Annotated in this window: 19 protein-coding genes; 9 read left to right on the top strand and 10 right to left on the bottom strand. The window is 65.5% G+C overall.

Going from position 1 to position 20,751, the window contains the following annotated elements:
• Positions 1 to 133 precede the first annotated feature (133 nt).
• The 5 genes from hpaE to CXY71_RS16780 all read right to left on the bottom strand — a co-directional run bounded on the left by hpaE (position 134) and on the right by CXY71_RS16780 (position 6,230).
• Entirely contained in the window at positions 134 to 1,627 is a 1,494-nt protein-coding gene (gene hpaE / locus CXY71_RS16800) for a 5-carboxymethyl-2-hydroxymuconate semialdehyde dehydrogenase (protein ID WP_104138019.1), read from the bottom strand.
• The gene (gene dapA / locus CXY71_RS16795) at positions 1,624 to 2,577 is read right to left on the bottom strand and encodes a 4-hydroxy-tetrahydrodipicolinate synthase (protein WP_104138016.1); all 954 of its coding nucleotides are present in this window, start codon (positions 2,575 to 2,577) and stop codon (positions 1,624 to 1,626) included. Before dapA ends, hpaE begins: the two co-directional genes overlap by 4 nt.
• Positions 2,574 to 3,278, bottom strand: coding sequence for a GntR family transcriptional regulator (locus tag CXY71_RS16790; protein ID WP_104138013.1), 705 nt, complete (start codon positions 3,276 to 3,278; stop codon positions 2,574 to 2,576). Before CXY71_RS16790 ends, dapA begins: the two co-directional genes overlap by 4 nt.
• Complete coding sequence (locus CXY71_RS16785) at positions 3,260 to 4,738, bottom strand: fumarylacetoacetate hydrolase family protein (RefSeq protein ID WP_199184347.1); 1,479 nt, start codon at positions 4,736 to 4,738, stop codon at positions 3,260 to 3,262. The genes CXY71_RS16790 and CXY71_RS16785 overlap by 19 nt, the downstream gene beginning before the upstream one ends.
• A 145-nt stretch (positions 4,739 to 4,883) precedes the next feature.
• Positions 4,884 to 6,230: an MFS transporter gene (locus CXY71_RS16780; protein WP_104138010.1), complete on the bottom strand. Its 1,347-nt coding sequence runs from the start codon at positions 6,228 to 6,230 to the stop codon at positions 4,884 to 4,886.
• A 317-nt stretch (positions 6,231 to 6,547) separates the two neighbouring features.
• Here CXY71_RS16780 and CXY71_RS16775 point away from each other — a divergent pair, with 317 nt between their 5' ends.
• Positions 6,548 to 6,919 (top strand): hypothetical protein, encoded by a 372-nt coding sequence (locus CXY71_RS16775; protein ID WP_104138007.1) that lies wholly within the window; start codon positions 6,548 to 6,550, stop codon positions 6,917 to 6,919.
• A gap of 94 nt (positions 6,920 to 7,013) precedes the next feature.
• On the opposite strand, the gene CXY71_RS16770 is transcribed toward CXY71_RS16775, so the two are convergent.
• Positions 7,014 to 7,739, bottom strand: coding sequence for an IclR family transcriptional regulator (locus CXY71_RS16770; protein ID WP_104138004.1), 726 nt, complete (start codon positions 7,737 to 7,739; stop codon positions 7,014 to 7,016).
• A 113-nt stretch (positions 7,740 to 7,852) separates the two neighbouring features.
• Here CXY71_RS16770 and CXY71_RS16765 point away from each other — a divergent pair, with 113 nt between their 5' ends.
• From CXY71_RS16765 to CXY71_RS16750, 4 genes are all read left to right on the top strand, one after another.
• Positions 7,853 to 9,334: an NAD-dependent succinate-semialdehyde dehydrogenase gene (locus CXY71_RS16765; protein ID WP_104138001.1), complete on the top strand. Its 1,482-nt coding sequence runs from the start codon at positions 7,853 to 7,855 to the stop codon at positions 9,332 to 9,334.
• 316 nt (positions 9,335 to 9,650) lie between these two features.
• Positions 9,651 to 10,457, top strand: coding sequence for an RNA methyltransferase (locus tag CXY71_RS16760; RefSeq protein WP_104137998.1), 807 nt, complete (start codon positions 9,651 to 9,653; stop codon positions 10,455 to 10,457).
• Positions 10,458 to 10,498: 41 nt separating this feature from the next.
• Positions 10,499 to 11,683, top strand: a complete 1,185-nt coding sequence (locus CXY71_RS16755; RefSeq protein WP_104137995.1) for a thiolase family protein — start codon at positions 10,499 to 10,501, stop codon at positions 11,681 to 11,683.
• A 43-nt stretch (positions 11,684 to 11,726) separates the two neighbouring features.
• Positions 11,727 to 12,509: a 3-hydroxyacyl-CoA dehydrogenase gene (locus tag CXY71_RS16750; protein WP_104137992.1), complete on the top strand. Its 783-nt coding sequence runs from the start codon at positions 11,727 to 11,729 to the stop codon at positions 12,507 to 12,509.
• A 15-nt stretch (positions 12,510 to 12,524) separates the two neighbouring features.
• On the opposite strand, the gene CXY71_RS16745 is transcribed toward CXY71_RS16750, so the two are convergent.
• Positions 12,525 to 12,806: an ArsR family transcriptional regulator gene (locus CXY71_RS16745; protein WP_104137989.1), complete on the bottom strand. Its 282-nt coding sequence runs from the start codon at positions 12,804 to 12,806 to the stop codon at positions 12,525 to 12,527.
• Positions 12,807 to 13,006: 200 nt separating this feature from the next.
• On the opposite strand from CXY71_RS16745, the gene CXY71_RS16740 reads away from it, so the two are divergent.
• Together CXY71_RS16740 and CXY71_RS16735 are read left to right on the top strand one after the other, a co-directional pair.
• Positions 13,007 to 13,312, top strand: a complete 306-nt coding sequence (locus CXY71_RS16740; protein ID WP_158253137.1) for a hypothetical protein — start codon at positions 13,007 to 13,009, stop codon at positions 13,310 to 13,312.
• On the top strand, positions 13,312 to 13,608 hold the full coding sequence (locus tag CXY71_RS16735) for a hypothetical protein (protein WP_104137985.1): 297 nt from the start codon (positions 13,312 to 13,314) through the stop codon (positions 13,606 to 13,608). Before CXY71_RS16740 ends, CXY71_RS16735 begins: the two co-directional genes overlap by 1 nt.
• Here the strand turns inward: CXY71_RS16735 and CXY71_RS16730 are convergent, their stop codons facing one another.
• From CXY71_RS16730 to CXY71_RS16720, 3 genes are all read right to left on the bottom strand, one after another.
• Complete coding sequence (locus tag CXY71_RS16730) at positions 13,609 to 14,649, bottom strand: agmatine/peptidylarginine deiminase (RefSeq protein WP_104137982.1); 1,041 nt, start codon at positions 14,647 to 14,649, stop codon at positions 13,609 to 13,611.
• Positions 14,646 to 15,617, bottom strand: coding sequence for a nitrilase-related carbon-nitrogen hydrolase (locus tag CXY71_RS16725; RefSeq protein WP_104138353.1), 972 nt, complete (start codon positions 15,615 to 15,617; stop codon positions 14,646 to 14,648). Before CXY71_RS16725 ends, CXY71_RS16730 begins: the two co-directional genes overlap by 4 nt.
• 183 nt (positions 15,618 to 15,800) lie before the next feature.
• Positions 15,801 to 17,243 carry a helix-turn-helix domain-containing protein gene (locus CXY71_RS16720; protein ID WP_104137979.1) on the bottom strand — a complete coding sequence of 481 codons (1,443 nt, stop codon included), beginning with the start codon at positions 17,241 to 17,243 and terminating at the stop codon, positions 15,801 to 15,803.
• Between the two features lie 187 nt (positions 17,244 to 17,430).
• Here CXY71_RS16720 and CXY71_RS16715 point away from each other — a divergent pair, with 187 nt between their 5' ends.
• Both CXY71_RS16715 and CXY71_RS16710 read left to right on the top strand, forming a co-directional pair.
• The gene (locus CXY71_RS16715; RefSeq protein WP_104137976.1) at positions 17,431 to 19,281 is read left to right on the top strand and encodes a phosphoenolpyruvate carboxykinase (GTP); all 1,851 of its coding nucleotides are present in this window, start codon (positions 17,431 to 17,433) and stop codon (positions 19,279 to 19,281) included.
• Between the two features lie 88 nt (positions 19,282 to 19,369).
• Complete coding sequence (locus CXY71_RS16710) at positions 19,370 to 20,647, top strand: ROK family transcriptional regulator (RefSeq protein WP_233204688.1); 1,278 nt, start codon at positions 19,370 to 19,372, stop codon at positions 20,645 to 20,647.
• Positions 20,648 to 20,751 lie beyond the last annotated feature (104 nt).

Genomic DNA, 20,751 nt, shown 5'->3' with positions numbered 1-20,751 from the left:
GCGCAGGGCTGGTTCTCGCGACGGCCAGCGTTTGTCCTGGGTGGTGCGGCCGGGCCAACCCTATGAACGTGGACCCAGCATCTCAACTGGGCCCACGTTCCGGGCCCAGGCCCGGTGCACAGGTGGGGCGGGGCTAATGGGCTCCGAAGCGGGGGGTGTGCACGGGGGCGAGGGTGATGTGCACGGCCTGCGAGTCGGTGTAGAAGTCGATCGAACGGTAGCCGCCTTCGTGGCCGAGACCGGAAGCCTTGACTCCGCCGAACGGGGTGCGCAGATCCCGTACGTTGTGCGAGTTCAGCCAGACCATGCCGGCATCGACCGACTGCGCGAAGTTGTGGGCGCGGGTCAGGTCGGTGGTCCAGATGTAGGCGGCCAACCCGTACTTGACCCCGTTTGCCAGGGCAAGCGCTTCGGCATCCGTTTCGAAGGGGGTGATGGCCACGACCGGGCCGAAGATCTCCTCCTGAAAGATGCGGGCGGTCGGGGCGACGTCGGCGAAGACGGTGGGGGAGACGTAGTTGCCCTCCGGCAGTCCGGCCGGGCGGCCGCCGCCAGCGAGCAGCCGCCCCTCGGACTTGCCGATTTCGACGTAGCTCATCACCTTCGCGTAGTGCTCGGGGTGCACGAGCGCGCCGACCTCGGTTTTCGGGTCGTGCGGGTCGCCGACCACGATGCTCGCTGCTCGGGCGGCGTAACGGGCGCAGAAGTCATCGTAAATCGATCGTTCCACCAGGATGCGGCTCGACGCTGTGCAGCGCTCGCCGTTGAGCGAAAACACGCCGAACAGGGTCGAGTCGATCGCCGCGTCGAGGTCGGCGTCGGCGAAGACCACGGCGGGTGACTTGCCGCCGAGTTCCATCGACATGCCCTTGAGATTGGCGGCGCAGTTGCGGTAGATGGTCTGGCCGGTCGTGGTCTCGCCGGTGAACGAGATGAGCGGCACATTCGGATGCTTGACCAGCGCATCACCGGCCTCCTCACCGATGCCGTTGACCAGGTTGAACACGCCGTCGGGAACCCCGGCGGTGCGAAAGATCTCGGCCCACAGGCTCGCCGACAGCGGCGTGAATTCGGCCGGTTTCAGCACAACGGTGCAGCCGGAGGCGAGCGCAGGCGCGAGCTTCCAGCTTTCGAGCATGAACGGGGTGTTCCACGGGGTGATCAGCCCGGCAACGCCGACCGGCTTGCGGTTGACGTAGTTGATCTGCCGGCCGGGCACCTGATAGGTGTCGTCCGCCTGCGCCACGATCAGATCAGCGAAGAAGCGAAAGTTCTCGGCCGCGCGCTGCGCCTGGCCGAGCGCCTGCGTGATCGGCAGCCCGGTGTCGAAAGTCTCGAGTTCGGCGAGCCGGGCATCCTGCGCCTCGACGGCGTCGGCGATGCGGTGCAGCACCCGGGCGCGGGCGCGGGGCAGCATGCGCGGCCAGGGTCCGTGGTCGAACGCTTCCTTTGCCGCGGCGACGGCCAGGTCGATGTCGGCCTGCTGGCCAGCGGCCGCGGTGGTGTAGGTCTGGTTCGACACCGGATCGAGCACATCGAAGGTCTCCCCGCCGACACTGTCGACGAAGTGTCCGCCGATGAAATGACGGATGCTGGTGGGCAGGTCGGCGGGCACGTAATGAGTCATTTTTTTGAAGCTCCGGTCAGGGTGAAGCCGGCGGTCGATGTCAGATACTCGGAGCCGGTATCCATCAAAATGCGCATCTTGGCGAGGCCTCCGGGGGTTGGTTCGATTAGCGGCGGACGCACAAAGCCGCTCTCGATCAGGCCGCGCTCGGCCATGACCCACTTGCCCGGCGCCGGGTTGGTTTCCACGAAGAGCAGGTCGACGAGTGGGTGCAGGCCGTAGTGAATCGTGCGGGCGGTGGCGAAATCACCGGCTTCCCAGGCCTCGAACATCTGCGCGACGGCAGCCGGCGCGATGTTGCTCGTGGCGCTGACGAAACCGGCGCCGCCGAGGGCCATGAGCGGCAGGCAGAGCAGTTCGAGGCCGCTCCAGACCAGCAGATCGGGGCCGCACAGGTGCAGCACTCGGGAGAAATGCTCGAAGTCCTTGGTCGTTTCCTTCACTCCGACGAAGTTGTCGAAATCGCGGAACAGTCGGTAGACGGTCTCCGGCGCGATGTCGACGGCGGTGCGGCTTGGAACGTTGTAGGCCACGATCGGCAGGTCGGGAAACTCTTCGCAGACCGTTTTGTACCAGACGTAGAGCGCCTCCTGGGTGGGGCGGGCGTAGTACGGCGTGATGATGAGCGCGGCGTCGATGCCGGCGTCACGCCCAGCGGCGGTCAGCTCAAGGGTCTCGTCGAGCTTGGTAGAACCGGTGCCGGCCATGAAGTGTACGCGTTCGTCGATCGCGGCCTGGACAGAACGAATCGCAGCGGCGCGCTCGGCGATGGTCTGCGAGCTAGGCTCACCGGTCGAGCCGCCGATCGAGATGCCGTGCGAGCCCGAGGCGATCTGCCAGTTGACCAGGTTGATCAAGCCGGCATGGTCGACGGCGCCGTCGGCGGTGAACGGGGTCATCAGCGCGGCGATGGATCCGCGAATTTGGCTCGGGTTGCTGCGGAACTTCATGAAATGCCTTCCTTCGAGGTACTAACAGGTGCGCGAGTTGAGAGAAACGCGTTTAGGGTGGCCAGCCGGTGGTCGCGGGCCGCGTGTTCGATTTCTGCAGCGGAGGCGTGCTGCTCAATCAGGTCGAGAATGTGGTCGTGCTCCGCGACAGATTCGGCCGCGCGCCCCGGCACGAAGCCGAAGGTGGATTCACGCAGCACCGACAGCCGGTTCCAGCCGCGGTGCACGAGGTCGAGAATGTGCGGGTTGGGGCAGGTACTGTACAGCTCGGAGTGAAAGTCACGGTTGAGCGTCGTGAAGCTCGTCGGGTCGAAGTGGCGCAGCGTGTCGCGCATTTTCGCGTTGATCTGTCGGGCGCGCGCTATCGCTGCCGGGCTCAGCGTCGGCGCCGACAGAGCGGTCGCCGCGCCCTCGACCAGTCCCAGGGTCTGCATGGTGTGCTGGTATTCGGTGGGGTCGAGCATCGCGACCTGCGCTCCGACGTTACGGGCGAAGGTCACCAGACCCTCGGCTTCGAGCTTGCGAATCGCTTCTCGCACGGGAACGGGACTCATTGACGTCTCCCGCGCGATCTGGTCGAGGACCAGTCGAAAACCGGGGCCGAAGGTGCCATCGTTGATGCGGGTTTTCAGCCAGTCATAGGCGAACTGGGCCTTGCCGATGATCGGCGGGGCGGCATCCATTATCGACGGGCGAGCCATGCGCGGTACTTCTCCTTCCAAGCCGCGTTCATCGGGTAGAGGCCGTCGACGGCCTCGCCGGCGCCGACCGTCTCGGCGATGAAGGTTTCTTCGCGTTCCTGCTCGATGCTGTCGGTGACCAGCGTGTCGATCAGGTGCGGTGGAATGACGAGCAGCCCGTCGGCGTCGCCGACGATCACATCGCCGGGTTGAACGGATGCCCCGCCACAGGCGATCGTGAGGTTCGTGTCCCAAGGAACGTGGCGCTGGCCGAGCACGGCCGGGTGGCCGCCGCGGTGATAGGTGGGTATGTCGAGGGCGCTGACCGCGGCGAGGTCGCGCACTCCGCCGTCGGTGACGATGCCGGCGGCGCCGCACACCTGGGCGCGCAGGGCGAGGATGTCTCCGACCGTTCCCGTTCCGGTTTCTCCGCGGGCTTCGATCACGAGAACGTCGTCGATTCCGAGGCCGTCGAAGGCGCGCTTCTGGGCGTTGTAGCCGGTGCCGTGCGCGGTGAACAGGTCTTCGCGATTGGGAATGAAGCGCAGGGTGCGGGCCCGGCCAACCAGCCGGGCGCTCGGGCGGGTAGAGTGCAGGCCGTCGATCGACACGTTGTTCAGGCCGCGTTTGCGAAGCTGGGCGCTCAGGGTTGCAGTGCCGACGCTGTTGATGCGTGCCTTCAGCTCGTCGGTGAGCATGAAGGGGGCTTCCAGACCGGCTTTCTCGGTGGATCCCCATGCCTCCGCGCGCTGCAGATCGTCGACCCGGGGGCCGGAGCCGAACGCCCCGAACGCGGTCGTGCCCTCGGCAACCGGGGTGATTAGGCGGCCGGTGCTCGGCGCGCCGGGCATGGTCGGGGCGTCGACCTCGACCTCGACCGTGTCGCCAGGCCCGACGACGGAGGCGCCGGCTGGGGTTCCGGTGAGAATGACATCGCCACGCTCGAGCGTCATCAGCTGGGAGAGGTCGGCGACGAGGCGGCCGAAGCCAAAGAGCAGGTCAGCGGTGGTATCACTCTGCACGAGTTCGTCATTGACCCAGGTACGGATCCGCAGGTTTGCCGGGTCGACTGTCTCGGCTGCAAGGACCCGCGGGCCGAGCGGGGTGAAGCCGTCTCCGCCCTTGGACCGCAGGTTGGAGCCCTTGTCGGCGTAACGCAGGTCGTAGACACCGAAGTCGTTCGCGGCAGTGACCCCGGCGACGCCGGCCCAGCCCTCCTCGACGCTCACGCCACGCAGCCGGCGACCGATGACCAGCGCGATTTCGCCTTCGAAGGCGAGCAATTCGCATCCGCTCGGACGAACTATGGCGGCACCACTGGCCGCGACGCTGGTCGAGGGCTTGAGAAAGTAGGACGGCTGCTCGGGAGTGCGTCCGCGCTGGGCGGCCCGGGACGGGTAGTTGATGTGCACGGCGATCACTTTGCCGGGCCGGCCCAGATCGGGCAGGGATTCGGGGGTCATGGTATCCAATCGCGTCATTGCGTGCCTTGTTATATATGAAACCATATACGATCTGAAAGCGGATGTCGAGGCTCGATTGCGCCGCCCAGCGCGCCTTTAGCGTCGCACGAAAAAACCGTGCCGCCTGGATGTTTTCGGGCGGCACGGTCTAAAGCTGAGCTGGTTACTCGTGGGTGCTGATGCCCAGCGGAATTCCGCGGGTCTCCTTTACGAGGCTGACCGCGACGAAGGAAATCGCGGCGAGGCCCATGAGGTAGATGCCGATTGAGGTGGTGGATCCGGTCTTATCGAGCAAGAGCTGGGCGATAAGCGGGGCGAAGGCGCCACCGAGAATCGCGCCGAGGGCGTAGCCGATGGACACACCCGAGTAGCGCACCTGGGCCGGGAACATCTCAGCGTAGAGCGCGGCCTGCGGGCCGTAAGAGAGGCCGAGCCCAGCCGCCAGCACGATGAGAGCCATCGAGAACCAGACGATGTTGCCGGTGTCGATGAGCAGGAACATCGGGATCGCCCAGAGAAATAGGAAGGCGTAGCCGAGCTGGAAGGTGCGCACACGGCCGATTTTGTCGGAGAGGGTGCCGCCCACCATCGTCGACGCCAGCCAGAAGAACGCGGCGACGGTACTCGCGATAAGTACCGGGGTACGCTCCATGCCGAGTCCGCCGGCTTCCGGGAGCTTGGTCGCGTACGAGCTGAAGAACGCGATGAGCATGTAGCCGGCCGCGTTGTTGGCGATGAAGATGAGTGCGGTGAGGATGACCTGGCGCGAGTGGTTCTTGAACAACTGCTTGATCGGAGCGGCGGACTCCTTCTTGCGCGTTTGCATCTCCTTGAAGACAGGGCTCTCGGCGACCGCGCGGCGGATGACCCAGCCGACGACGATGAGCAGCACAGAAACGAGGAACGGGATGCGCCAGCCCCAAACGAGGAAGGCCTCCTGGCTCATTGAGGTGGTCACGGCGATCATGACGCCGGTGGCAAGAATGAGGCCGACCGGAACACCGATCTGCGGGTAGGCGCCGAAGAAGCCGCGCTTCTTGATCGGTGCGTGCTCGACGCTCATGAGTGCCGCGCCGCCCCACTCTCCGCCGGCGGAGAAGCCCTGCAGGATGCGCAGCACGATCAGCAGGATCGGTGCCCAGACGCCGATCTGGTCGAAGGTCGGCAGCAGGCCGATGAGCGAGGTGGCGGCGCCCATCATGACGAGCGTGAAGACGAGCATCGCCTTGCGGCCGAGGCGGTCGCCGAGGTGTCCGGCGACGATGGCGCCGAGTGGGCGAAACAGAAAGCTGATGCCAAGCGAGGCCCAGGCGATCAGCTGAGCGAGCGGTTCGTTTTCGCCGGCCAGCGGGGCGAAGAACAGGCCGGCGAGCACGAGTCCGGCGGCCTGGGCGTAAATGAAGAAGTCGTACCACTCGATAGTCGTGCCCACCATAGTGCCGGCGAGAACCCGCCGTTCCTCACTGCGTTTGGCGCTAGCCGTTGGCGTGCGTTCGGTCGTAATAGCCATGGAATACTCCCTCGTATCTCACTGCGGTGCTGGGCGGGTGGTGCTGCAAAGTGTGTGGCTCGTGCGAACAAAATCGGCACTGGGGCAGTATCGCAGGATTTTTCACGATTACCTACCTTTTGGTCAGTATTGTTGTTTTTCCGGGTGCCGGTGCGCTGTAGCACGTTTCCACCGCGCAAGCTCTGCGCGACCGTGAGCGGCGGCAACGGTTGGGCAGTCACGACTGATCCCCAGCTGACATTCATGTTGAGCTGCCGGATGAGCCCTCGACGGCGCTGACCTCGATCGAGCTGGAGCAGCAGTTCGCTGCCTTTGTCGTGAAGACGGCCGCGCGCTTCGGGCCGGCGTTCGAGGAACCGGAACGGCAGGGAGCGATTCCCGGAGCTGCCCTGGACCTCACCGTGGCAGCCGTGCCGTATGCGTTCGACTGTCTGGGCGCGGGAATCGGTTACGGCACGGAGCTCACCTTTTCCGGCGCGGATGCCGATGACTGGGACGTGAACTACGACGCCGCGGCCGCAGCGTATCTCCACATCACGGATGGCTGGGCCGCCGACGGCTACCCCAGCGCTCCCGAGAACACCGAGTGCTACGCCAACGCCGACGAGCCGAGCATTGTGTCGCAACTGCGCTCGCCACGTCGGTCGACTGTACGAGTCGGAATGCAGATCCTGTGCGTGGCGCGGTAACTCGGATGCTGCGCTCGCGGCATTCGTTCGCCATTTCGCAGAACAGGTCCTCACTCCGTGAAGCGCCTAGTGCAACGGGCTTCCGGCGCGGTGACTAGCTGAGCTCCGCGACGATCGTGCGGGCGGCCGCGGTGAGCACGGCACCGATGTCGGTAGGGGAGTGCAGGCTCGAGATATACACGACGGCGAGGGAAGCCGGTGATTCCCCGGGCACGAGCAGTGGAACGGCAATCGACGACAAGCCTGGAATGACTTCATTGTGGCTCGAGGCGTAGCCGAGCGCAGCGACCTCCCCGGCCTCGCTGCGGCGAGTTTCCGGGTGGCCGAGCGCGGCCCACTGCGCCGCGCTCAGGCCGGACTGGATGGCGATTCCCGGTGCGCCTATCTGCAGCGGATGCCGCGTGCCAGGCTGCTGTGCGACCGTCGCGTGGGCCTGCCGGGGCTCGATGCTCATGAGCGTGACAACCTCGCCCTGGTCGAGTACGGTGACGAACGCGGTCATGCCGAGCTCGTTGGCGATGTGGGTGAGCACGGGCCGGGCTGCGGTCTGCAGATCGCGGGACACCCCTCGGGCCAGGGCGGCCATGCGCGGGCCCAGCCGCACGAGTCCGGCCGGGTCACGCACGACGAGGCCGTGATCTTCCAGGGTGCGCAGAATGCGATAGGCGATCGAGCGGTGTACGTCGAGGGCTGCGGCGAGTTCGACGATCGTCATCGGTCGGTCGGTTTCGGCGAGAATTTCCAGCACGCGGATGCCGCGCGACAGGGTTTGTGAGTGGGTGGGCGCAGCCTTGGGTCCCGCGAATTCTGGAATCGACACCCTGGTATTCTCCCACCCGGCCCGGGTCCTCTCGGGTAACCAGCCGCCCTGTCGATGGGCGCAGCTAGGCTAATACCGTCAGATCGACGGGCAGACTAAGCAGGGGAGAACCAATGACGGTTGTTACAGACACGGGCACGAACGAATCCGAGCTGCTCGTTCGCGTGCCGAATCAGCTCTATATCAACGGCAAATGGGTCGCCGCCACCGGCGGGCGCACCCTCGATGTCACCGATCCGGCCACCGGCCGCGTCATCAAGACCATCGCCGACGCGAGTGTGGCTGACGGCATCGCCGCCCTAGACGCCGCCGACTCCGCGCAGGCCGACTGGGCCGCCACCCCGGCCCGCGTGCGCGGAGAAATTCTGCGTCGAACTTTCGACCTGTTGCAGGAACGCAAGCAGGAGTTTGCCCTGCTGATGACCATCGAAATGGGAAAGCCGCTGCCCGAGGCGCTCGGCGAAGTCGCCTACGGCGGCGAATTCCTGCGCTGGTTCAGCGAAGAAGCCGTGCGTATCAGCGGCCGCTATGGCGCTAACCCCGAAGGCACCGGCCGCATGATCGTCACGCAGCAGCCGGTCGGCCCCTGCTTTCTGATCACCCCGTGGAACTTTCCGCTCGCCATGGCCACCCGCAAGATCGCCCCGGCGCTCGCCGCCGGTTGCACCGTTGTCGTCAAGCCGGCCGCGCTCACGCCGCTGACCACCCTGCACTTCGTGGCCCTGCTCGAAGAGGCCGGGCTGCCCGCTGGTGTCGTCAACGTCATCACGACCTCGCAGTCCGGCGCGGTCTCCGAGCCGATCATCGCAGACCGACGCCTCCGCAAGCTCAGCTTCACCGGCTCGACCGCGGTCGGCAAGTCGCTCATCAAGCTGTCCGCCGAAAACGTGCTGCGCACTTCGATGGAACTCGGCGGCAACGCACCGTTCGTCGTTTTTGCCGACGCCGACCTCGACAAAGCGGTCGACGGTGCCCTCATTGCGAAGTTCCGCAACATCGGCCAGGCCTGTACCGCGGCCAACCGGTTCATCGTGCACGAGTCCATCGCTGCCGAATTCGCCCGCCGGGTCACCGCGCGGGTTGAAGCGTTCCAGGTTGGGCGCGGCACAGAGGAAGGCATCACCATCGGCCCGCTGATCGACTCGAAAGCCGTCGCGAAGGCTGATTCCCTGGTCCAGGATGCACTCACTCGCGGTGCGACCCTGCTCACCGGCGGCAGCGCCATCGAGCGCGAGGGCACCTTCTACGCGCCCACCGTGCTCACCGACGTCAAGGCCGGCAGCGACATTCTCCGCGACGAAATCTTCGGGCCGGTGCTCGCGATCAGCACCTTCACCGATGAAGCGGAAGCCGTGCGACTCGCCAATGACACCGAGTTCGGCCTGATCAGCTATGTCTTCACTACCGATCTGGCCCGTGGCCAGCGCATGATCGAGAAAATACAGACCGGCATGATGGGCCTGAACACCGGAGTCGTCTCGAACGCGGCCGCACCGTTCGGCGGCGTCAAGCAGTCCGGCCTCGGTCGCGAGGGCGGGCTCGAGGGAATTCACGAGTACCTCTCGACGAAGTACACGCTCACGCCTGTTCCGTAAAGGACCAAACGCGTGCCCCGCCCCTGAACGAGCCCGCCCTGCTCGGGGGCTAATTCAGGCAATCCGAGCATGCCGACCCGCCGTGCCGAGTGTTTTCGGGAGCGGCGGGTTTCGGCGTCGGCGGTTTTCCTGAATTAGCCACCACCCGAAGTGCACAGGGGACGGAGCTTGCAAATATGCAATACACAAGGTGAGATTTGCATATTTGCAAGCACGTACGAGACTGAACCCATGCAATTCCTCGCTTCTTGTTCGCTTGGCTAAGACCGGAACCACCGCGAGAGAAGGGCCTGAGGCCAAGGAATAGAATTAGCGGATGCCCCTGATCGCGATCGACGACCTGAGCGACCCGCGACTGGTCGACTACGCCCACCTCACCGACGTTGCCCTGAAGAAGGCGCGCGGCACGGAGCACGGGCTGTATATCGCCGAATCGGCCCTGGTCTTGGAGCGTGCCCTGCGCGCCGGGCACGTGCCACGGTCGGTGCTCGCGCTCGGTAACACGGCCGACGAGGCGCTCGCGGTGCTCTGCGACTACGCGGCGGAGGTGCCCGTCTTCGTCGGTCCGGGCGAGTTGCTCGCCGAACTGACCGGTTATATTCTGCACCGCGGCCTGATCGCCTCGATGCACCGGCCCGAACTGCCGAGCGCCGACAGCCTGCTGGCTAGTGCGCGTCGCATCGTTATCCTCGAAAACGTGGCCGACCCGACCAACGTCGGAGCCATTTTTCGCTCGGCCGGCGCCATCGGAGCGGATGCCATTTTGGTCACGCCGCGCTGTTCCGACCCGTTTTATCGTCGCGCCGTCCGGGTTTCGATGGGCACGGTGCTGCAGGTTCCGTGGACCCGCGCCGGCGACTGGACGAAGACCCGCGCCCTGCTTACCCGGCACGGCTTTCACGTGGCAGCCCTCGCCCTGACGCCGGATGCGGTCAGCCTGCGCGACTTCGACGGCACCGCCCACGAACGTTTGGCACTGTTGCTCGGCGCCGAGGGCGAGGGACTCACCCCGCAGGCCCTCGCCGCCTCGGACAGCGTCGTACAGATTCCGATGAAGCACGGCATCGACTCGCTCAACGTCGCCGCGGCGAGTGCTGTCGCGATGTGGGCGCTGTCCGGGTAACGCTCTCTGCCACCTAAGCCGCGCGGGCCTAGGCTGGGGGTATGAGCAATGAAGCTGTCATCATCGACGTTTTGCGCACCCCGTCGGGCCGGGGCAAAGCCGGTGGAGCCCTGGACGGCATCCATCCGGCCGATCTCCTGGCCACGGTGCTGCGCGAGTTGGTCAGCCGCAACAATCTCGACCCGGCACTCATCGATGACGTGATCGGCGGCTGTGTCAGCCAGGCCGGGGAGCAAGGCAACAACGTGACCCGCACCGCTCTGCTGAGCGCCGGATTTCCGCACACCGTGCCTGGCACGACGATCGATCGCCAGTGCGGCTCCAGCCAGCAGGCTGCCACTTTCGCCGCCCAGGCGGTGATGAGCGGCAACGCCGACGTGGTGATCGCCTGCGGCGTCGAGTCGATGAGCCGGGTCCCGCTCGGGTCATCCGCCGGCGAGCAGGATACGTTCGGAACGCTCATGCACGAGCGCTATCCCGACGGCCTAGTCAATCAGGGCGTCTCCGCCGAACTGATCAACCAGAAATGGAACCTCGGCCGCGACGCACTCGACAACTACGCCGCGCGCTCGCATCGTCTGGCTACGGCCGCCGCCGAGCGGGGCGACTTCTCCGGCGAAATCGTGGCCGTCACCCGGACCGACGGCAGCGTCGTGCGAGAAGACGAAACCATTCGCCCGGACACCTCGCACGTCTCGCTCGCCGGACTGCGCCCTGCCTTTCGCACCGACGCGCTCGCTGCCCGCTTTCCGAAGCTTGGCTGGCACGTCACGGCCGGCAACTCGTCACCGCTCACCGACGGCGCCTCCGCGACCCTGATCATGAGCGCCAAGCGGGCCGCGCAGCTCGGTCTCAACCCGCGCGCCCGATTCCACAGCTTCACCGTTGTCGGAAGCGACCCGATGCTCATGCTGGCCGGCGTGATTCCGGCGACCCAGCGCATCCTCTCTCGGGCCGGCCTCGGCATCGATGACATCGACGCCTGCGAAGTGAATGAGGCGTTTGCGAGCGTGCCGCTGGCCTGGCTGCGTGAGCTGGATGCCGACCCCGAGCGACTGAATCCGCGAGGCGGCGCCATCGCCCTCGGTCACGCGCTCGGCTCCTCGGGCACCCGCCTGCTCGGCACCCTGCTCAACCACCTCGAAATGACCGGTGGCCGCTGGGGCTTACAGACCATGTGCGAGGGCGGCGGAATGGCAAACGCCACGCTGATTGAGAGGCTCTGATGCCCGATTTCACGATCGCCACACGCTTGACAGAGAGGTTCTAATGCAGATAAACGGATGCTCCGCCCTCATTACCGGAGGCGCCTCCGGCCTCGGTCTAGCCTGCGTTCGCACCCTGCACGAAGCCGGCGCATCCGTCGTGTTGTTGGATCTCCCCGGCGCCCCCGGCGACGCAATTGCCACCGAGCTCGGCGACCGGGCCCGATTCGTGGCTGGCGACGTGACGAGCGCCGGCGACGTGCAGGCCGCCGTCGACGCCGCGTCGACCCTTGCGCCGCTCCGCATCGTGATCAATTGCGCGGGCATCGCGCCCGGCGCACGCACGGTCGGCCGCGACGGGCCGCTGCCGCTCGAAGATTTTGAGCGAGCGATTCGCATCAACCTGATCGGAACCTTCAACGTCGTGCGGCTGGCCGCCGCCGCAATGCAGCGCAGCGAACCCGTCGGCGACCCAGGCCGCCAGGGCGACGCTGAACGCGGCGTCATCGTCAACACCGCCTCAGTCGCCGCCTTTGACGGGCAAATCGGGCAGGCCGCCTATGCCGCGTCCAAGGGCGGCGTCGCCGCGATGACGCTTCCGCTCGCCCGTGAATTTGCGCAGAGCCTGATTCGAGTGATGTCGATCGCCCCCGGCATCTTCGACACGCCCATGCTGCAGGGGCTGCCGCAGCCGGTGCGGGATTCCCTCGGAGCCCAGGTGCCGCATCCCTCCCGGCTCGGAAACCCGCAGGAGTTCGCATTCCTGGTTCGGCATATTATTGAGAATCCCATGCTCAATGGGGAAACTATCCGTCTCGATGGCGCTATTCGGATGCAGCCGAAGTAGTCGACCCGGTTGTAATCACCGGCAGGGCGGCCACGTACACGCGCATGTCCGCCCTGCCGCCGGCAGTGGCTTTGAGCCAGGTGCGCGGACGATCAAGTAGCCCTTGCGCACGAGCACCTGGCCGGCCGCGCTGCGCGTGGCGATAGCAGTGAACGCCGAGTCCTCGGTCTCAAGCAACTCGCGCAGCGTCGTGAAGTTGATCTCGACATCCGTTCCGGGCACGGCCACGAGCGAAAAGCGCAACGAAGTGAGTAACGCGTCATCGAGCCCGTGGCGCGGAGGTCGCCGCTCGGTCATGACCGGGGGCCGCGAACGGCCGCGACCACGAGCGGGGTGTCAAGGGTCGGGCCTATCAGGGTTCCTCACTGCAGGTTGAGCCGGTTCGGCAAGCGGATGCTGTCGGGCTAGCAGGTGCATTCCAATGAGAAAGTGGTCGAGCGCTCGCGCTGGGCGAGCAGGTTAGGGTCGAGGTAACGACTCTTGAGGGGATCCACGGTATGGCAATGATATTCGGTACGATCCTCGTTCTGGCCGGGTTCACCTCCGGCATCGTCTATGCAGTGTGGCTCGCGCGGGTCAACCCCGCAGCGCAGATCCCGTTGCTGCGCACGGCGCCGAGCCAGCCGCAGGCATCCACTCTGCTGAACATCGGCGCTGTTGCCTTGGTGATCTGGGGTGCGAACCTCATGACGGCGGATATCGGCCCGTGGGCATTTGTGCTGCTGATCATCGCCGTTCTGGTGCCGTTCAACGTTATTCGGTTCTGGCATAATGCTCGGGTCGGCGCGCACGGAGAACGCTGATGGAGCTCCTGCTCGGCCTGGTTCTCATCGCTGTCTCAACCGCCCTCGGTCTGCTGGAAGCCGCGAGAATATCTCTTGCCCGGCGGGGCGAACAGCGAACAGTCGTGAAACCGACGGTACGCCAAAGGCTGCCCGGGCTGGTCTGGAGGATGTTCCAAATCGGCCTGCTGGTTATCGGTGTCAGGCTCGTGCAGAACCAGCTGGATAGTTGGGCGTATCTCATCTTCGGGGCTTCGCTCGTAGCACCGCTCATCTTTGGTTTGTGGCGCAATAGGCGTCGACCGGCCGAGGTCTGATCAGGCCGGTGCTTCTGCGGGCCGTGACGGCTGCTGCTGCGTGATGCAGTGGATCCCGCCGCCCCGCGCGAACAGCGGCCGCGCGTCGACCGACACTACGCGGCGCCCGGGATAGGCGGCCGCGAGCACGTCGCGGGCCAGGGAATCGGCCTGTTCCTCGCCGAAGCTGCACGCGATGACGCCGCCGTTGACGACGAGATGATTGACGTAGTTGTAGTCCACGAACCCCTCATCGTCGCGCAGCACGGCGGGCCCCGGCAGGTCGATGACCGTGAATGATCGCCCGGCCGCGTCGTGCGCGTCGGCCAGCAGGACACGAAATTCGCGGGTGAGCGGGTAGTCGGGGTGACCCGGATCGTTCTGGGCGTGCAGCAAAATCGTGCCCGGCGATGGCAGCGCGGCGACCATGTCGATGTGCCCGCGGGTGCCGAATTGCTCTTGGTCGCGGGTCAGGCCTCGTGGCAGCCAGACGACGTGCTCCGCACCGATCGTGCGGCGTAGCTCGGCTTCGACCGAGGCGCGCGTGGTGCCGGGATTGCGCCCGGGATCGAGCTGCACGCTCTCCGTCGCCAGTACCGTACCCGCGCCGTCGATGTGGATTCGTCCGCCCTCGTTGACGAGTGCGGACGACAGGACGGTCGCACCGGCGGCATCCGCTACGAAACGGCCGATCCTCGAATCGTGATTCCAAGTGGCCCAGTCCTGGCCACCCCAGCCATTGAAGGTCCAGTCGACGGCGCCGAGTTGCCCTTTCTCGTCGTGCACGAAACTCGGGCCGATATCGCGCATCCAGCTGTCGTTCAGCGGAGCCTCGAGGACCTCGATTTCGGCCGACAGATAGTGCTTGGCCACGGCGCGCTCGGCGGGGTCGACGACCATGCGCACGGGTTCGAATTCGGCCACGGCGTGGGCGACTGCGGCCCAGGTGTGCCTGGCCTCGTGCGCGGAATCAGCGTGGTCGCCGAGGGTATAACCGCGCACCGGAAACGCCATCCACACGCAGTCCTGCGGCGCGGTTTCGGCCGGCATGCGCCAGGTCATACGGTCGCCGATCCAAACGGATGCGCCGGGTCGACCGGCGCGACCAGCCCGGCATAGCTGTCCGGGCGTCGGGTCATCAGAAAGGGAAACAGGGCGAGCCACTCCTCGCGCTGAGTCAGGTCGAGGTTGGCCACGAGCGCCACCGACTCGCCGCGTGGCGCCTGCACGAGCACCCGACCGAACGGATCGGAGATGAACGACGAGCCGTAAAAGGTGAGGTCGCCCTCGTTGCCGTGCCGGTTCGGCACGACCATGAACAGTCCGCTCGTGATGCCGTTGGCCACGATAACCTGCTGCCAGATCGGCTGGGTGTCGAAGTTTGGAAAGAGCGGTTCCGACCCGATCGCAGTCGGGTAAGCCAGAAGTTCGGCGCCGCCGAGCCCGTATAGCCGGGAGACTTCAGGAAACCACTCGTCCCAGCAGGTCGGTAGTCCGAGGCGCGCACCGGCCACATCGTAGACCGGGTACGCGTTCTCGGCCGGTCCCGGCCGAAAGTAGGTGTCCTCGTAATACCCCGCCGTTACCGGGATGTGCATTTTGCGGGTGCGTCCGAGGAGTTCGCCGGCCGGCGACACCAGAATGGCCGTGTTGTAACCGCGCACATCGTCTGGGGCATCGGTGAAAGCTGGCTGCTCGAACAGCGAGGCGTGCACGATGACGTTGTGCAGCCGCGCCTGTTCGGCCGCGAACGCAAACGTGGGGCCGTCCCGGAGCTGTTCGGCATCCGCTTTGGGAAGGCCGGCGGCCCGCACATTGCCGGGGTATTTGCTGAGGGTCAGTTCCGGTAGAAACACGACGCGGGCGCCGACCTCAGCCGCCAAACGGATGCCCGCGGCCAGCTCCGAGTGTAACGTCGCGTCGTTCGCGTGCCAGCGATGCTGCACGAGGCCGACCCGTAGCGGAGCCCGGTCGGGCTCGCGCACCCGTGTAGGCGAGGCGGGGCGAATCGGGGCCTCGATCAGGCGCATGCGGTCTCCTGGATTGCTCGTGTTGATCATCCCAAACTATCTGCTGTGGGGGCATTCGCACGGCCGAATCCTGCTCGCACGGCCGGCCTGCCACGTGCGAGCGTCACGTGCGTGAACCGCGCGCGAGCGCCGCTGCAGCAACCGCCAGCGCCAGCGCGGGCGGTTGGCCGCCGCACCGGGCAGCTACTCCGCCGCGTGCGCCTCCAAAAATGCATATACCTCGGAGTCGTCGACCCCCGGAAATGTGCCGGACGGCAGCGGCGACAGCACGTGCGCGTGCAATCGGGCGCTCGGCCAGGCCCGGCCGGCCCAGCGCGCGGCTGCGTCCGAATTCGGCCGTCGGCAGCACGACTCATCGGGACAGCGCGACACCGTGCGCTGCGTGGTCTCCCTCCCACGAAACCACTTCGCCTGCGCAAACGGAACGCCGACGCTGATCGAGAACTCACCGGCATCCGTTGACCCGGTCTGGGTTGCCGACCAAAAAGTACCGGCCGGAGTGTCGGTGTACTGGTAGTACTCGGTGGTGCGGTTGGTGTGGGTGAAGGCGCTGCGCGCGCTCCACTGCTTGCAGACGTACTGGCCCTCGATCGACCCGGTCACGTCCACAGGAAACGGCAGGTCGTCGTTCTCGTACCCCTTTTGCAGGGCGCCGTCGCCGTTGACGCGCAGAAAATGCAGGGTCATGTCGAGGTGCGAGGTGGCGAGATTGGTCAGTCGCAACGCCGCAGCCTCGTGCGTCACGCCGAAGGTGTCACGAAAGTCCTCCACCGACAGCTCGCGCTCCTGCTTGGCATTCGACAGAAAGGCGACGGATGCCTCGCGCGGCATCAAACACGCCGCCGCGAAGTAGTTGATCTCGAGCCGCTGCCAGAGGAACTGCGCGTAGCTGCCCGGCCGTTCGTGCCCGAGCAGCCGGTGCCCCATCGCCTGCAGGGCCATCGACCGCAGGCCATGCCCGCCGGGAATCGACGCGGGCGGCAGGTAAATGCGCCCATTGGCCAGGTCGGTCACCGAGCGGGTGGAGTTGGGCAGATCGTTCACGTAGATAAGACTGAATCCGAGCTGATCGGCCATAACGCTCACCTCGCGGTGAGTGAGCGCTCCCGAGACGTGGCCGCTCGCGCGAACCCGTTCCTCGACCAGTTCCTCGATGGCCGGCAGATAGTTGCCTTGCTCCCGCATCCGTTCGCGCAGTTCGGTATTGGCCCGCCGTGCTTCTTCGGGTGTCGCGATGGCTTCGCTGGCCCGGCGGGACAGCTCCCGGTGTAGCCCGAGCAGCGATTCGATGGCGGGCAGCGGCATTCCCTTGGTTACCTTCACAACGGGAAGGCCGAGCGCCCCGTAGAGCGGGTTCTTCTGAGCGCGATCGAGTTCGATCTCCAGCGCAGCCCGGTTGTTCGGCGCTTCCCGGCGCAGCAGCTCGGCCAGGTCAACCGCGAGCGCGGTCGCGAGGTCCTGCAGGGTCGACAGCTTCGGCTCGCGGCGCCCGTTCTCGATCAGCGACAGCTGACTGCCGGCGAGGTGAACGAGCTCACCGAGTTGGTCGAGGGTGAGACCGCGCTCCCCCCGAAAATGACGGATGCGGTGGCCGAGCATGATCAGATCGGAGGATTGAGTCGACATTCCTTAACGATATCTAAAGAATTGCATTTCTTAAGTAGCAATAGTGCAGGTTCGAAGGTCAAAGCAGGGTCATTCTTGGTGTGTAAGACGAAATTATGGTTTCGCACAACGTCTGACAGCAACGAGGCCGACGTTTTTGATCATTTCGCAACTTTTTTCGACACCCGACGACCGGAAAGGCCAGCATATGACTCTCACCAACTCTTCCCTCCAGACCAACGAGGAGGCATACCCGACGCGTGCGGGCAGCACCGACCCCAACCTGCAGGCTTGGGTCGACGAGATAGCCCGCCTGACCGAACCCGACGCGATCGTCTGGTGCGACGGCTCCAAGCGCGAGGCCAACGAGCTCTCTAAACTGCTTGTCGCCTCCGGCCAGCTCATTCGTCTGAACCCGGAATGGCGCCCCAACAGCTTTCTCGCCCGCACCAACCCGAAGGACGTTGCCCGCGTCGAGAATCGCACCTTCATCTGCTCCAACGATGAAGCGGATGCCGGCCCCACCAATAACTGGGCCGAACCGGCCAAGATGCGCGCCGAATTGCGCGGTGTCTTCGCCGGCAGCATGCGCGGTCGAACGATGTATATCGTTCCATTCTCGATGGGCCCCCTCGGCGGCCCCATCTCGCAGCTCGGCGTAGAGATCACCGATTCCCCCTACGTCGTGCTCAACATGGGCATCATGACGCGCATGGGCGAGGCCGTGCTGACCATGATCGAAGCCGGCGACCCGTGGGTACACACAGTGCACAGCGTCGGGTACCCGCTCGTCGACGCATCCGGAATCACCCGCCCCGACGTGGAATGGCCCTGCAACGATGACAAATACATCGTGCAGTTCCCCGACACCCGCGAGGTCTGGTCCTACGGCTCGGGCTATGGCGGAAACGCCCTGCTCTCCAAAAAGTCTTTCGCGCTGCGCATCGCGTCGGTGATGGGCCGCGACGAGGGCTGGCTGGCCGAGCACATGCTGCTGATCAAGCTGATCTCGCCAGAGGGCGGCGTGTTCCATGTTGCTGCCGCGTTCCCCTCGGCCTGTGGCAAGACCAACCTGTCGATGCTGCGCCCGACCATCCCCGGCTGGAAGGTCGAGACCATCGGCGACGACATCGCGTGGCTGCGCCAGGGCGAAGACGGTCGTCTCTGGGCGATCAACCCGGAAGCCGGTTTCTTCGGAGTCGCCCCCGGAACCGGCGAAACCACCAATCCGACCGCCGTGTCCACCATGTGGGGCAACACGATCTTCACCAACGTCGCCCTGCGCGACGACGGAGATGTCTGGTGGGAAGGCCTCACCGACAAGGCTCCGGATCACCTGATCGACTGGGAGGGCAAGGACTGGACGCCTAACTCCGGTCGTACCGCCGCGCACCCGAACTCGCGCTTCACCGTTGCGGCCGCCCAGTGCCCGTCGATCGCCGACGACTGGGAGGCGGCCGGCGGTGTGCCGATCGACGCCATCGTCTTCGGCGGCCGTCGGGCGACCAACGTTCCGCTGGTCGCCCAGGCCCGCAGTTGGAAGCACGGCGTTTTCATGGGAGCCACAATCTCCTCCGAGAAGACCGCGGCCGCTGACGGTATCGTCGGTGAGCTGCGTCGTGACCCGTTCGCGATGCTCCCGTTCTGCGGCTACAACATGGCCGACTACTGGGGTCACTGGCTCAAGGTCGGCAAGGAACTAGGCACCAACGCTCCGGCGATCTTCCAAGTGAACTGGTTCCGCAAGGGGCCCGATGGCGACTTCATCTGGCCCGGATTCGGCGAGAACTCGAGGGTTCTCGAGTGGATGATTCGCCGCATCACGGGCAGCGCCGACGCCATCGACACCCCGATCGGCCTGCTCCCGGCCGAAGGCGGCCTCAACCTCGACGGTCTCGACCTGTCCCAGGAAGCCGTCGACCAGCTGTTTGCGATCGATCAGACGAGCTGGCTCGCCGAGTGCGACCTGACCGAGGAATACTTCGACAAGTTCGGCGACCGTGTGCCGCCGGCACTTCGCGCCGAACTCGCGAGCGTGCGTTACCACCTCAAGGACTAGCTTCCAGAGCTCGTTCAAACGGCCCCGTCACGACCAATGAGGGGGCCGTTCTCGTGTGTCGGGTCTCGCGCAGCCGTAGGATGCCAGAATGCAACACGACAGCGCTGCGCAGGTACGCCGCGGCACGAACCTGCCGAGGATGGGCAATTTTAACCGTGCCGTCATGCTGGACTACATCCGCCGCTCCGAGGGCGGGCTCAGCCGGGTTGCGCTCGGCCGGCTCACCGGGCTCTCGGCGCAAACCGTCTCCAACATCTGTCGCAAACTGCTCGACCAGGGAGTGGTGCGAGAAGCCGAGAAAGAGATCACTGGCCCCGGCAAGCCACGCACGATTCTGCGGCTGAATCCCGGCGCAGTACTGGCCGTCGGCGTGCACCTGGACCCCGCCGTGATTACCTTCGTCATCATCGACCTCGCTGGCGGCGTGGTGGCGCACTCCCGCCGATACACTCCGGACGCCACCGATCCGGCCCGCATCATCGCAGAAATGTCACAAGAAATTGAATGGCTGATCCGCGACTCAGGCGTCGACCGCACGAGAATTTCCGGGCTCGGTGTCGCCAGCCCAGGGCCGATCGACCCCGTGCACGGCACCGTAATCGACCCGCCAAACCTCAGCGGTTGGCACCGCGTTCCATTGCGGTCCGCTCTTGCCGAAGTGACCGGGCTCCACACAATCGTTGACAAAGACGTCACTGCCGCTGCGGTCGCTGAACACTGGTTTGGTGGCGCCAGTGGTGCCGGCAGTTTTGTTTTTTTCTATCTCGGCACTGGGCTGGGAGCCGGTCTTGTGCTCGATGGCGAAATCGTGCGCGGTCGTTCACACAATGCCGGGGAGATCGGGCACATCGTGACCGACCCGGACGGCGCCCTGTGCGACTGCGGGCTCCGTGGCTGTCTCGCTGTTACCTGCACCCCCGCGAGTCTCGTGGCAGAAGCCGAAGCACTCGGCCTCAAACTGACGGGCCCCGCGGCGTCGGATGTACCCACGTCGTCGGTCAATGCCGCCCACGACATCGACGTGAAATTCAGCGCATTGTGCCAATTGTCTGATTCCGGTGACCCTGCCGCTGAGGAGGTCCTTGAACGGTCGGTGATCCGGGTCGTCAACGCCGTCTCGATGATCACCAACCTTCTTGACGTCGATCGGGTCGTATTTGGTGGCCCGTACTGGTCCCGGCTCCGGGAACGCTACCTCCGGCGCATCCCATCATTGCTCGACGGTCTCACGGCGGCCCGCAGCATCCATCGCGTTGGCGTGGTTGGTACTGGGGTGGGTGAAGATGTGGGCGCCATTGGTGCAGCCTGCCTCGTGCTGGACCACACGCTCGCTCCGCGCGCAGCTTCGCTTCTGCTCGCTGAGTAACGGCTGGGTAAATGTCTGAGCAAAGGCTTGTCGAATATATCCATTCGATTTATTATTGCCACGTATAAGGCCACATGGCTGGCAGCTCTGCCCGTGGGGGCATC

This window comes from Cryobacterium sp. Y62, assembly GCF_002929785.1.
In the GTDB taxonomy this organism is placed as follows: domain Bacteria; phylum Actinomycetota; class Actinomycetes; order Actinomycetales; family Microbacteriaceae; genus Cryobacterium.
Note: the sequence above shows the minus strand (reverse complement) of the source record. Positions and strands in the feature narration are given on the sequence as shown.